At 71.1% G+C, this 12671-nt stretch carries 11 protein-coding genes, 1 tRNA gene and 1 other RNA gene; 6 read left to right on the top strand and 7 right to left on the bottom strand.

Annotation, left to right across the window (positions count from 1 at the left end; genetic code table 11):
• Positions 1-124: 124 nt before the first annotated feature.
• The 3 genes from MTQ12_RS07490 to MTQ12_RS07480 form a co-directional block, all read right to left on the bottom strand.
• Complete coding sequence (locus tag MTQ12_RS07490; RefSeq protein ID WP_137320307.1) at positions 125-769, bottom strand: queuosine precursor transporter; 645 nt, start codon at positions 767-769, stop codon at positions 125-127.
• A 163-nt stretch (positions 770-932) separates the two neighbouring features.
• The gene (locus tag MTQ12_RS07485) at positions 933-1403 is read right to left on the bottom strand and encodes a YbaK/EbsC family protein (RefSeq protein WP_137318140.1); all 471 of its coding nucleotides are present in this window, start codon (positions 1401-1403) and stop codon (positions 933-935) included.
• Position 1404: 1 nt separating this feature from the next.
• Entirely contained in the window at positions 1405-3594 is a 2190-nt protein-coding gene (locus MTQ12_RS07480; protein ID WP_175406799.1) for a M3 family metallopeptidase, read from the bottom strand.
• 50 nt (positions 3595-3644) lie between these two features.
• Here MTQ12_RS07480 and MTQ12_RS07475 point away from each other — a divergent pair, with 50 nt between their 5' ends.
• From MTQ12_RS07475 to MTQ12_RS07460, 4 genes are all read left to right on the top strand, one after another.
• The gene (locus MTQ12_RS07475) at positions 3645-4889 is read left to right on the top strand and encodes an MFS transporter (protein ID WP_137318138.1); all 1245 of its coding nucleotides are present in this window, start codon (positions 3645-3647) and stop codon (positions 4887-4889) included.
• A 203-nt stretch (positions 4890-5092) separates the two neighbouring features.
• Complete coding sequence (locus MTQ12_RS07470) at positions 5093-6445, top strand: amino acid permease (RefSeq protein WP_247425541.1); 1353 nt, start codon at positions 5093-5095, stop codon at positions 6443-6445.
• 101 nt (positions 6446-6546) lie between these two features.
• Positions 6547-7128 (top strand): peroxidase-related enzyme, encoded by a 582-nt coding sequence (locus MTQ12_RS07465; protein WP_247425539.1) that lies wholly within the window; start codon positions 6547-6549, stop codon positions 7126-7128.
• A 46-nt stretch (positions 7129-7174) separates the two neighbouring features.
• Positions 7175-7582, top strand: a complete 408-nt coding sequence (locus MTQ12_RS07460; RefSeq protein ID WP_247425537.1) for a DUF779 domain-containing protein — start codon at positions 7175-7177, stop codon at positions 7580-7582.
• Positions 7583-7740: 158 nt separating this feature from the next.
• On the opposite strand, the gene MTQ12_RS07455 is transcribed toward MTQ12_RS07460, so the two are convergent.
• From MTQ12_RS07455 to MTQ12_RS07440, 4 genes are all read right to left on the bottom strand, one after another.
• Positions 7741-9117: an Ig-like domain-containing protein gene (locus MTQ12_RS07455; RefSeq protein WP_247425535.1), complete on the bottom strand. Its 1377-nt coding sequence runs from the start codon at positions 9115-9117 to the stop codon at positions 7741-7743.
• 333 nt (positions 9118-9450) lie between these two features.
• A complete protein-coding gene (locus MTQ12_RS07450) occupies positions 9451-10863 on the bottom strand; it encodes an MFS transporter (RefSeq protein ID WP_137318134.1) in 1413 nt (470 codons plus the stop codon).
• A 133-nt stretch (positions 10864-10996) separates the two neighbouring features.
• Positions 10997-11091, bottom strand: an RNA gene (gene ffs, locus MTQ12_RS07445) — signal recognition particle sRNA small type.
• A 127-nt stretch (positions 11092-11218) separates the two neighbouring features.
• On the bottom strand, positions 11219-11752 hold the full coding sequence (locus tag MTQ12_RS07440) for a type 1 glutamine amidotransferase domain-containing protein (protein ID WP_247425533.1): 534 nt from the start codon (positions 11750-11752) through the stop codon (positions 11219-11221).
• Positions 11753-11927: 175 nt separating this feature from the next.
• Between MTQ12_RS07440 and MTQ12_RS07435 the strand changes: the two genes are divergently transcribed.
• Positions 11928-12012, top strand: a tRNA-Ser gene (locus tag MTQ12_RS07435).
• 385 nt (positions 12013-12397) lie between these two features.
• The gene (locus MTQ12_RS07430; RefSeq protein WP_247425531.1) at positions 12398-12619 is read left to right on the top strand and encodes a hypothetical protein; all 222 of its coding nucleotides are present in this window, start codon (positions 12398-12400) and stop codon (positions 12617-12619) included.
• Positions 12620-12671 lie beyond the last annotated feature (52 nt).

The raw sequence follows: 12671 nt of genomic DNA, 5'->3' as shown, positions 1-12671 counted from the left end.
CGAGGCGTCCCTCGACGACACCGGACCGCCGACCCCGCGGTGAGCGGTGATCGACGGTCCGGATGTGCCGGGTGCGACCCGTGCGTGCTGCGCGCGAGGCGCCGCGGGTCGTGCCGCGGGTCGATCAGACTCGGGCGGCGGTCTCCTGGCGGAGCCGGTCGGTCTCGATCGAGTAGGTCTCCTCGCGCTTCTTGATCATGCCGATGACCTGGTACGTCACCGGCATGAGGAGCACCTCGACGGCGACCTTGTAGACGAAGCCGAACAGCACGTAGTTGAGGAACTCGGTGCCCGGGATGACGCCGAGGAACGCGACCGTGCAGAAGATCACGGTGTCTGCGGCCTCGCCCACGCCGGTCGAGGTCAGCAGCCGCACCCACAGGTGCTTCTCGCCCATCCGGCGCTTGATCCGGACGAGGACGAAGGAGTTGAGGAGCTGGCCGACGACGTAGCCGGCGAGCGAGGCGAGCACGATCCGCGGGTAGAATCCGATGACGGCCTGGAAGGCCTCCTGGTGCTCGTAGCCGGGCCCGGCCGGGGAGATCTGGACGAGGTAGAACACCGCAGAGGCGAGGATCTGCATCGCGAAGCCGGTGATCACGGCCTTGCGCGCGGCGCGGAAGCCGTACACCTCGCTGAGCACGTCGCCGAGGATGTAGGCGACCGGGAAGAGGAAGGCGCCGCCGTCGGCGACGATCGGGCCGAACCCGATGATCTTGGTGGCGGCGATGTTGGAGATGAGGAGCACGCAGCAGAACACTGCGAGGATGACGGCGTAGTAGGCGCCGCGGGTCGAGGCGAAGGCCGCGAGGTGGGCGCGGTGCGCCGGGGGATGTGCCTCGGGGGATCGGGAGGTGTCGGTCCGGGGGGTTGTCGCCGGGTCGCTGGGGCGGCCCGGCTGCCCAGATGCGGGGCGGTCGGCTGCGGACGGGTCAGTCGGGTGCAACGGAGATCTCTCTTCCTTCGGTGACGGTGAGCAGTTCGTCGAACGTCAGCGGGACCATGGTGTCCGGGGTCCCGCCGGCGGCCCAGATTACCGGATGGCCGCGCAGCGCCGTGTCGACGTAGGTGGTGAGCGGAGCCGGGTGTCCGCACGGAGCGACCCCGCCGATGATCTGGCCGGTCGCCGCCCGGACCATCTCCGGCTTCGCCCGTCCGATGCGCGTGTACCCGAGCGCCCGGGCGGTGTGGTCGGTGTCGACGCGGTGCGCGCCGGAGGTCATGATGAGGATCGGTTCGTCGTCGGCCGAGAACACGAGGCTGTTCGCGATCGCGCCGAGCTCGACGCCGAGGTGGTCGGCGGCCTCCTGCGCGGTGTGGGCGCCGGTGTCGAGGTCGCGGACCTCGGAATCGATGCCGCGGGCGCGCAGGTCGCGGATCACGGCTTCGGTGCGGGCGTGCATGTCAGTCTCCTCGGGGGGCGGGGGCGGCGTGGTGGGCATCCTCGTCATCCGGCGACCCGGCGCCGCTCGTGTCGACCTCGGGGACGGCGCCGGCCTCCGCGGCCGAGGTGGTGCTCTCCGCGGCGGGGTCCCCGCCGGTGCCGCTCCCGCCGGGTTCTGCGGCGTCGAGCCCGCGCCGGCGCAGGAGCGCGTCGATGGGCGGGACACCGCCGAAGAAGTCGATGATCGCAGTCATCGGGTGCACGGCGTTGCCCGGCGCCAGGATCTCCCTGCGGAATGCGGAGCCGGCCTCGAAGTCGAGGCCGCCGTGGGCCTCGAACCACTCCGCGGCGTGCGCGGCGATCACCTCCGACCACAGGTAGGAGTAGTAGCCGGCGGCGTAGCCGTTGCCGAAGATATGGGCGAAGTACGTGGTGCGGTACCGCGGCGGGACGAGCGAGTCGAGGCCGGTGGCGGCGAGCGCCTCGGCCTCGAAGGCGAGCACGTCGGTGACCTGGTCGCCCGGGTCGAGCGAGTGCCAGCCGAGGTCGAGCAGCGCGGCGGCGAGGTATTCGACGGTCCGGAACCCCTGGCCGAGCGTGCGGGCGCGGCGCAGCCGCTCGGCCTCCGCGGCCGGCAGGGGTTCGCCGGTGTGCACGTGGACGGCGTAGTTGGGCAGCACCTGCTGGTGGAATGCCCACATCTCGTTGAGCTGGGAGGGGAACTCGACGTAGTCGCGCGGCACCGCGGTGCCCGACAGCGACGGGTAGGTCGAGTTGGAGAACAGACCGTGGAGCACGTGGCCGAACTCGTGGAACAGCGTGATCGTCTCGTCCGGGCTCAGCAGCTGCGGGGCTCCGGGAGCGGCGGGAGTGAGGTTGAGGCTGAGCGTGACGATCGGCTTCTCACCGGTCAGCCGGCCCTGGCTGACGAGCTGGTCCATCCAGGCCCCGCCGCCCTTGCCGGGGCGGGCGCAGGCGTCGAGGCACACGAGGCCGATCACCCGGCCGTCCTCGAAGGCCTCGAACACGCGCACGTCGGGGTGCCAGGCGGGCATGTCGCGCCGCTCGGAGAACTCCACCCCGTAGAGGTTGTGCGCGGCGTAGAACACCCCGTCGAACAGCACCCGGTCGAGCTCGAAGTACTCGGCGATGCGGGCGGGGTCGAGGCCGGACTCCTCGGCGACGAGCCGCTGCACCCAGTGGGAGATGTCGGCGGCCTCGAGCCGGTCGGGGGACCAGCGCTCGCGGACGGTGGCGAGCTCCTCGGCGAGCCGGGCGAGGGCGGGATCGACGAGCGCGGCGAGCAGACCTCCGGCGGCGTCGGGGCTGTTCGCCGTCTGCGCGTCGATCGCGTACCCGGCGTACGAGCGGTAGCCGAGCAGCCCGGCAAGCGCCGCGCGCAGGGTGGTGATGTCGGAGACGATCTCCCGCAGGTCCCCGGGGCCGCGCTGCGAGCCGCGCGAGAGCGAGGCGGCGAACAGCTCCGACCGGGTGCGCGGGTCGGTGAGCTGGGCGAGCGCGGGCTGCTGGCTCGTGTTCGCCAGCGGCAGCACCCAGCCCTCGACCCCGCGCTCGGCGGCCTCCCGGGCGGCGGCACCGCGGGCGGTCTCCCCGAGCCCGGCGAGCGCCTCGGGGTCGGTGAGGTGGAGCGCGCGGTCGTGGGACTCCTGGCGCAGGATGCGGGTGAACTCGCTGCTCAGCGCCTCGATCTCCGCGATGATCTCCCCGGCGTGCGAGCGCGACTCGAGGTCGAGCCGGGCGCCGGCGCGGACCGCATCGAGGAGCTGCAGCTCGTGGCGGCGGCGGTCGACCGGGTTGAGCTCGGAGGTTGGCACGTGCTCGAGGCGGGAGAAGAGCTCCCCGTCGAGCAGCGCGTGGAGGCGGGCCTGGAGGAGCACCTGGGTCACCTCGGCCACCGGTTCCGCCCACTCCTCGGTGAGGAGGTTCGCCTCGATGACCCGGACGAGCGCCTGGAGCCGGAACAGCGGGTGGCCGGCCTCGCCCAGCTGCAGGGTGGTGTTCGCGAAGGTCGGGTCCGTCGACGCGGAGCGGATGCGGGCGATGCGCGTCTCCTGGTGCTCGATCGCCCGGCGCGCGGCGTCGTGGAGGTGCTCGGGGGTGAATGCGGAGAAGTCGGGGAGTGCGAGGTCGGGTGGTGCGGAGACGAAGTCCCAGACGGGGTTGGACGCCGGTCGCTGTTCGGTCTGCACTGCGGACTCCTCGGGTCGACGGTTCCTACGGGCGCGTAGTGTGGTGCTCCATGAGCGGATTCGAGGGGTACCGGCACGGTGACCCGATGACGCGGCGGATCGAGGTCGGCCTCCTCATGGCCGGTCTCGCCACGTTCACCCTGCTCTACAGCACTCAGGCCATCCTGCCGTATTTCACGCGCGAGTACAGCATCAGCCCGGCCGTCGCGGCGCTCTCCGTGTCCTTCGCCACCGCGGGCCTGGGCATCGGTCTCATCCTCGCGGTGCCGATCTCCGAGCGGATCGGGCGGGTGCGGCTCATCCGCTGGTCGCTCGCGCTCGCCTCCGTGCTCGGGGTGGTCGTCGCCCTCGTCGACGACTGGAACCTCTTCCTCCTCGCCCGGTTCGTCATGGGGTTCGCACTCGCCGGGCTGCCGGCCACCGCCGCGGTGTACCTCAAGGAGGAGATCCACCGCTCGTACGCGACGAGCGCGACGGGCATCTACATCTTCGGCACCACGCTCGGCGGGCTCGCCGGGCGGATCGTGTCGACGGGGATCATCGACGTCCTCGATCGGTTCGGCATCGCGGAGCGGATGCCGCTGTCGCCCTCGCACATGGCGCTGCTCGGCACCGCGCTGCTGTCGATCGGCTGTGCGGTGGCGTGCTGGTTCCTGCTCCCGGAGTCGCGCGGCTTCTCCCCGCACCGCGATGCGCCGGCCGCGCTCGTGCGGAAGTTCGGCCGGGCGTTCCGCGATCCGGTGCTGCTCGGCCTCTACCTGACCGGCGGGCTGGGGATGGGGACCTTCGTCGGGGCGTTCAACGTGCTCGGCTTCCGGCTCGAGGCCGCGCCCTATCTGCTCGGCATCGGGGCGATCGGCCTCCTCTACCTCATCTACCCGGTCGCCGGCTATGCGAGCGTGCTCGCCGGGCGGGCGGCCGACCGGTACTCCCTGCGCTCCGTGCTGCCGCTCGGGTCGCTCATGGCGCTGGCCGGGATCGGGATCATGGCCGCCCGTCCGCTCGTCCTCGTGGTGCTCGGGATGGCGATCCTCGCGATGGGCTTCTTCGTCATGCACTCGCTCGCCTCCGCATGGGTGGCCTCCCGCTCGACCGCGACGGTCGGGGTGCCCGCGCAGGCGGCGTCGATGTACATGCTCTTCTACTACACGGGGTCCTCGATCAACGGGAACCTCGCCCCGGTCGCCTGGGAGGCGCAGGGCTGGTGGGGCGTCACCGTGCTCACCGGCGCGATGATGACCACCGCGTTCGTCATCGCCCTGCTCCTGCGCCGCTCCCGCCCCGCGCTCACCTGAGGCCCCATCCACCATGCAATTTTCGGCGGTTCCTGTGAACGGTTCCGCCGATCTCTGCAAGGTCAGCGCCTTCCGGGGCGCCTCGTACCGGGGATCCGTCGAATCGCGCCGGCGGCTTCGCGCCCCCCTTGCGATCGCACCGAATGGGCGTCTGCGGCGTGGAGTTCACCGGGCGGACGCACGGTTCTGGTACAACGGCTCGTGTGACGACTCAGCCCCCTCCGCCCCCGGACTCCACCCCGGACCGCCCGCCGGCCCGCACCAGTGCGGCCTCCCCACACCCCGGTGCCGCGCTGTCGCGCACCCTCGGACTCGGCGATGCGGTGATCATCGGGCTCGGGTCGATGATCGGCGCCGGCATCTTCGCCGCGCTCGCCCCCGCCACCGCCGAGGCAGGCAGCTGGGTGTTCCTCGCCCTCGCCCTCGCCGCGCTCGTCGCCTACTGCAACGCCACCTCCTCGGCCCAGCTCGCCGCCCAGTACCCGACCTCCGGGGGCACCTACGCCTACGCCCGGGCGCAGCTGAACCCCTCCCTGGGACTCGTCGCCGGGTGGGGATTCGTCATCGGCAAGACGGCCTCGACCGCGGCGATGGCGCTGACTTTCGCGGCCTATGCCGCGGGGGAGGCGTGGCAGAAGCCGCTCGCGGTCCTCGCCCTCCTTGCGATCACCACGGTCAACACCCTGGGGATCTCGAAGACGGCGCGGATGACCCGCTGGATCGTTCTCAGCGTGCTCGCGATCCTGGGCGTGCTGCTCGCCGTGATCGCCGCCGGGGACGAGTTCTCCTTCGGCGTCATCTCCTCGGCGGCCTCCCGCATCGATGCGTCCGGGAACCTCGTCGTGCCGGCCGGCTTCGACCTGTTCGGCGTGCTCCAGGCCGCCGGCATCCTGTTCTTCGCGTTCGCCGGCTACGCCCGCATCGCCACTCTGGGCGAGGAGGTGCGCGAACCGCGGCGCACCATCCCGCGCGCCATCGTCACCGCGCTCGCCATCACCGCGGCCCTCTACGCCGTCATCGCCGTCGCGGTCATGGGCGTGCTCGGCCCCGCCCAGCTCGCCCAGAGCGCCGTGCCCCTCGCCGAGGCGGTCGGCCGCTCCACCTGGGCGCAGGCACTGGTGCGGGTGGGGGCCGCGCTCGCCTGCCTGGGCGCGCTGCTCGGGCTCGCCGCAGGACTCGGACGCACGATCTTCGCGATGGCGCGCGACTCCCGGCACTTCGGGTTCCTCGCGCACGTCGGCGAACGGTTCCGAACCCCGGCGCGGGCGGAGTTCCTCGTGTGCGCGGCAGCGGTCGTGCTCGTGCTCCTCGGCGACATCCGGCAGGCGATCGGGTTCTCGTCCTTCGGGGTGCTCGTCTACTACGCGATCACGAACATCACCGCGTTCACCCAGACCGGTGCGCAGCGCCTCTATCCGCGCGTCCTCCAGGTGCTCGGGCTCGTCCTGTGCCTGCTGCTCGCCTTCACGGTGTCCGGGCAGGCGGTGCTCGTCGGGGCGGTGCTGTTCGTCGTCATCGCCGCGGTCGTGCTCGTCCTGCGCCGGCGATCCCCCTGACCGGGAGTGCAGTTTCCGGAGGTTCCTGAGAGCGGATCCGCCGGACTCCGCGATCTCAGCCGCCTCTGGACCGGTCCGGGGCGCGGGCCTACAGTGGGGTCATGAGCGACGACGACGTCCGGTACCCTCCCGCCGAGCTGGCCGAACTGCCCGACGACATCCGCGCGATGATCGAGGAGCAGGCCGAGCGCGCCGGGTTCATCCCCAACGTGTTCCTCGCGATGGCCCGCCGGCCGGCGGAGTTCCGCGCCTTCTTCGCCTACCACGAGGCGCTCATGGACAAGGACACCGGCGGGCTCTCCAAGGCCGACCGGGAGATGATCGTCACCGCCACCTCGGCGGCGAACGACTGCCTCTACTGCGTGGTCGCCCACGGGGCGCTGCTGCGGATCTACGCCAAGGACTTCCACATCGCGGACAAGGTCGCCGTCAACCACCGCGCGGCCGGTCTCCCGGAGCGCCAGCGGGTCATGCTCGATTTCGCCCTCAAGGTCTGCACGGCCCCCGGCACGGTCGAGGACGCCGATTTCGACGTGCTCCACGCCCAGGGCTTCGACGACGAGGACATCTGGGACATCACCGCGATCACCGGCTTCTACGGCCTCTCGAACCGCCTGGCGACGGTCACCGGGATGCGCCCGAACCCCGAGTTCTACCTCCTCGGCCGCATGCCCCGCAGCTGAGGACGATACCGGGCGGACCGCCCGCCCGGAGGAGGAGCGTGACGACATGAGCACCGCAGCCGCAGTCCTGGAATCCACCCCGGCGATCGCCGGGGAGGCCGCCTCCCGCGTGGGCCTGACGCAGGCGACGATCGACCTGCTCCAGGACCTCATCGCCCAGTACGGCGAGCTCATGTTCCACCAGTCCGGCGGCTGCTGCGACGGCTCGGCGCCGATGTGCTTCCCCGCCGGGGAGTTCCTCACCTCGGACGCCGACGTGCTGCTCGGCACCTTCGAGGTCCCGCTGGCGGACGGCGGGACGAGCCCGCTCGAGTTCTGGATGTCCGTGGAGCAGTTCGAGTACTGGAAGCACACGAAGCTCACCATCGACGTGGTGCCCGGCCGCGGCTCCGGCTTCAGCGTGGAGTCACCCACCGGCAAGCGCTTCCTCATCCGCTCCGCGCTCATGGAGTGACGGCACCCATGGCGTGACGTCACCCATGGCGTGACGTCACCCATGGCGTGACGTCACCCAGCGGACGTGGCCGCCGAGGCGCCCGCCCCGTCCGTCGCCGGGCCCGAGGTGCGGGCCCGGACGCCGTCGAGGCGCCCCGCCTCAGCCGGCCAGCGCGCTCAGTCGGCCAGAGCGCTGAGCTCCTGCCATTCCTCCCAGGTGTAGACCCAGTCGGCGACCTCGCCGGAATCCACCGTGAGATCGACGGAGGAGCCGGTGACCTCCACCGGGTCGCCGTACATCGCGGAGTCGTAGTACTCGCTCGCGCGCTCGGTGGAGAGGTTGATGCAGCCGTGGGAGACGTTCGCCGAGCCCTGCGAGCCCACCGACCACGGGGCGGCGTGGATGAACTCGCCGTTGTTGTGGATGCGCACCGCGTGGGTGACCGGGGTCGAGTAGCCCCACTGCTCCGAGGTCATCGTGTAGGACTCGGCCTTCGACATGACGATGTGCATGCCGTTGTACGACGGCGAGCGCGGGGCGCCCAGGGAGGCCGGGAAGTCCATGACCTCCTCGCCGTTGCGGGTGACGGTCATCCGGTGGGTCTTCGCGTCGGCGACGGTGATCTGCTCGCGGCCGATCTCGAAGTCGAGCGTCATGTCCTTGCCGCCGTGCGCGGACTCGGAGAACGGCACGTCCTCGAGCGGCAGGTCGACGGCGACCTGCGAGTGCGCGGGCCAGAACTCGGCGGGCCGGTAGTGGATGCGGGAGTGGCCGTCGATGTTCGGCAGCCAGGCCCAGCCACCGTCGACCTCGCGCGGCTCGCCGTCCTCGTCGGTGACCGCGACGCTCAGCCTCTGCTCGACGTCGTCGCGGAACTCCTCATCGACCGAGCCGCCGAAGTTGATGATGATCGGGGCGCCCACGCCCACGGTGTCGTCGTCGGCGATGACCGAGCGCGCCCGCACCGTGCTGCCGGCCGGTGCGCTCGTCTCGAAGGTGCCGGTGGTGGTGTGCTCGCTGCCGTCGGCCGCGGTGGTGACGGCCCGCCATTCGTACGAGGCGCCGCCGGCCAGTCCGGCGCGCGCCTGCCAGCCGGTGCCGTCCTCGCTCACCGTGCCCGGGTCGGCCGGCACTGCGGAGTGGTCGGCGTCGAGGAGCTCGACCGAGGCGAACTCACCGCCGGTGACGGCGAGGGCGAAGGTGTCGCCGGGGGCGAACTCGATATCGGCGGCATCCGTGCCTGCCGCGCCCGATGGAGCGGGCGGACCCGGTTCGGTCTGCTCGGGCGCGCTCGCCTCGGCTCCGCCGCCCCCCGATCCGGGCTCCGATCCCTCCTCCGAGGAGGGATCGTCCGCGGGTGTCTTCTGGTCCCCTGCATCCACCTCATCCGGGTCGACGACCTCGACGACGGGGGCGGCCGCGGTGGCCTCGGTCGCGCTGTCGGTCGGCCGGGTGCCGTCCGTGGACTGCGGGCCGGGCTGCTGGGCGGTGCATGCACTGAGCAGGACCACGGCGGTGGCGGCGACGAGTGCGTCGGATGGGCGACGGAGCACGGGAGCTCTCCTGAGGACGATGCGGGTGGGGTGGAGCCGGGTCCGACCGGGCGGCGGTGCCGGTCCGCGCGGGAGCGCAGGGGCGGCATCGCGCATGCGCGATGGTCGGGGGGCTCCGGATCAGAGTAGACGTCGGCGTGTTGCGGTCCTCCGGCGAGTGCGCCCGGATCCGAGCGAGATGTGTCGGCCCACCTGTCTGACCTGCGGGTTCGATCGGTGCAGGCGTTGCGGAATTGTGACAGTGGGAGCCGGGGTGCGAGCGCGACCCGCATCCCGGGCGCCCGCCCGCGCCTCGCCGGCGTCCCCGGGCCGAGGCCTGCGCGCGCCCGCCGCTCAGTCCCCGGCGGCGGGCCGGACGAGCCGGGTGGCGATGAGGCCGAACAGGAGCGAGAGGCCGACGGAGACGACGAGCACCCAGCCGAAGGCGTCCATCGGCGGGAGCAGCGCGAAGAGGACGGTGAACAGGCTCGACAGGGTCGCGACGCCGATCCCCATCCCGGCCTGCTGGGTGGTGGCGATGAGTCCGCCGGTGAGGCCGGCGACGCGGTTGGGCACGTGGTTCATCACCACGGAGATCAGCGGCCCGAACATCAGGCCCTGCCCGCCGCCGATGAGGATGCCGACGAGCTGGTACCAGAGGAGGAACGGCTGCGCGTCGGCGAACGCGAGGATCGCGAGGACCGCGAACCCGGTGGCCTGGAAGGCCGAGCCGACGAGCAGGATGCGCGGACCGAACGAGTCGAGGAGCCGGGTGGCGAAGGTCGAGGAGATGACGAAGGACGTCGCGAGCACGAGGAGTGACAGCCCCGACTTGAGCGGCGGCCAGCCGAGCCCCTGCTGCGTGAACACCGCGAAGTTGTACATGAATGCCGAGAGCATGAGGAAGAACAGTGCGGCGAGCACCATCCCGATCTTCACCGCCGGCTCGGTGATGACGTGGAGGGGGAGGACGGAGGGCCGCTGGGACAGCTCCCGGTTGAGCAGGTGCCGGCGCAGCACGAAGAACCCGACGGCCGAGGCGGCGAGCAGTCCCAGCGTGAGCGCGAGCATCCCCGGGGTGGAGAACGGGTCGAGCGGATCGACAGCGGCGGCGTTCGTCAGACCGGTGATGAGGCAGAGGAGGGCGAAGGCGACGAGGGCGGAGCCGGGGAAGTCGAAGCCCTCGGGGTCGGGGGAGCGCGATTCGCGGAGGTACCCGGTGCCGGCCCAGGTGACGGCGGCGATGACGGCGATGGACAGGAAGGCCGCGCGCCAGCCGAACTCGACGGGGAACAGGCTGTTGATCGACCCGCCGATGATGTTGCCGCCCACGGTCCCGATCCCGGCGAAGATGCTGTAGCCGCTGATGGCGCGGGAGCGGGCGGCGCCGGTGAGCGTGGCCTGCACGGTGGACAGGATCTGCGGGGTGGTGAGCGCGGCGGCGCAGCCCTGGAGGAGGCGGCCGAGCACGAGGAGCTCGACGGACGGGGCGAACGCGGTGAGGACGGAGCAGACGAGGATCGCCGCGATCCCGATCCGGAACAGGCGCCGTCGGCCGAAGGTGTCGCCCAGGCGCCCGCAGATGATGAGACCGGCGGCGAAGGACACCGAATAGGCCCCGATGACCAGGGTCGTCCGTGATCCGGGGAGGTCGAGTGCGGCCTGCATCCCGGGAACGGAGATGTTCGCGACGGCGAACACGTACGTGGAGAGGAAAGTCGCCAGGTACAGCGGCCAGACCCGGGGTGAAAGCGCCGGTGCTTCCATGAATCGAACCCTAGCGTACGTTCGGGTCGGATTGAAACAGTCGGGGGTGACCGGTCGGTCTCGAACGTTCGGGCGGGTGCGCGCAGGCCGACGGGGCGCAGGCCGACGGGGGCAGTGGCGGGCGCGGGTGAATGTGAAGGACTCTCCGTGCACCCGCCAGAGCCTTCTTACCCTTGCTACCTTTCGGTCCTGGGGGGTTCGCAGGATGACGCCACACGGAGAGCCGCCACCCAGTGTAGTGCAGAGCCCGGGGGACGAGAAATCACCCGGGCTCTGCCGCCACCGTGCTGTCACCGCGCCCGAGGTGCGCCCGCCGGGATGCCCGCGGATCGCCTCGGGCGCGGTCGGCTGCCGATCAGCTCAGCGCTGCGGCGATCGCCCGGTTGAACGCATCGAGGTCACCGGGGTTGCGCGAGGTGATGAGGTTGCCGTCGACGACGACCTCGGAGTCCTCCCATTCGGCGCCGGCGTTGACGAGGTCGGTGCGGATGGAGATGTATGAGGTGAGCTTCCGTCCGCGCGCCAGGTCCGCCTGGGCGAGGATCCACGGGGCGTGGCAGATCGCGGCGACCGGCTTGCCCGCGGCGAAGAATGCCTTGACGAGGGCGACCGCATCCTCGTCGAGGCGCAGGGCGTCGGCGTTGAGCGTGCCGCCGGGGAGTACGAGCATGTCGTAGTCGTCCGCCGAGGCCTGGGCGACGGGCACGTCGACGTCGAAGGTGTCGGCGTGCTCCCAGTCGCCTTCCATCGCCTGCAGGGTGCCCTCCGAGGGCGAGACGATGACGGTGGTCGCGCCGGCGCCGTCGAGCGCGGCGCGCGGGCTGGTGAGCTCGACCTGCTCGACGCCGCGGGTGAGGAGGAACGCGACCTTCTTGTCGGACACTGCCATGGTGATGCTCCTTCGTCTGAGGTGCGCGCTCGTCGGGAGCGCGCTGCGTCCGGAGCGCGAGGCGTTCCGGAGCTGCGGACATGAGGGGAACGCGGCGGCGGGGGAGGTGTATTCCACGGTGGCCTCGGTCCGGCTGATTGGCCTATTCACGCCGCGTTCGGGTAACGTTCCCTGCGGAGGATTCGCCTAGCGGCCTATGGCGCACGCCTGGAACGCGTGTTGGGTTAACGCCCTCAGGGGTTCAAATCCCCTATCCTCCGCCGCCGAGGGGCCCTCTGATCAGTGATCAGGGGGCCTCTCGCTCATTCGCCGGCAGCGGCAGGATCTGGCGACCGCCCTTCCTGCACCGGTGCTGTGACGAGATCGGAACAGTGTTGTGACTGCTGCCGGGTGCGAGGCGGCGTTACGATGTTCCTGGTATTCCCTGAAAACCCGCCGCAGACCAGCGGTGGACCACCATCCAAGGAGGTCGTCTTGAGCGATCAGTACAATCCCCAGCAGGCGGACAACTCGTCCTACTCGGACAACTCGTCCTACTCGGACAACTCCGGCTACTCCAACCAGTAATCGCAGCCGGCCGGAGCGCCCGCAGCGGGTCAGCAGGATCCGGGTCAGACCCTCGGCATCGTCGCCCTCATCGCATCGTTGTCGACCTTCATCGGCTTCGCCATCATCGGTCCGATCGTCGGCATCATCTGCGGCAAGATGGCCCGCACCAAGTCGCGTGAGGCCGGCCTGCCGGACAATACCCTGGGCAAGTGGGGCTTCATCCTCGGCATCATCTTCCTGATCCTGGGGGTTCTCGCCATCATTCTCGCCATCGTCGCCGGCGTCATCGCAGCGGGTGCCGGGGCTTCCTCGTACTGATCCGCGCATTCCCGGCCGGGCACCGCGTCCCGGCCGCACGGCACTGCCGAAC

It is taken from the genome of Brevibacterium sp. R8603A2 (assembly GCF_023072605.1).
GTDB classification, from domain to species: Bacteria; Actinomycetota; Actinomycetes; order Actinomycetales; family Brevibacteriaceae; genus Brevibacterium; species Brevibacterium pityocampae.
This window is presented reverse-complemented; position numbering and strand designations above follow the sequence as displayed.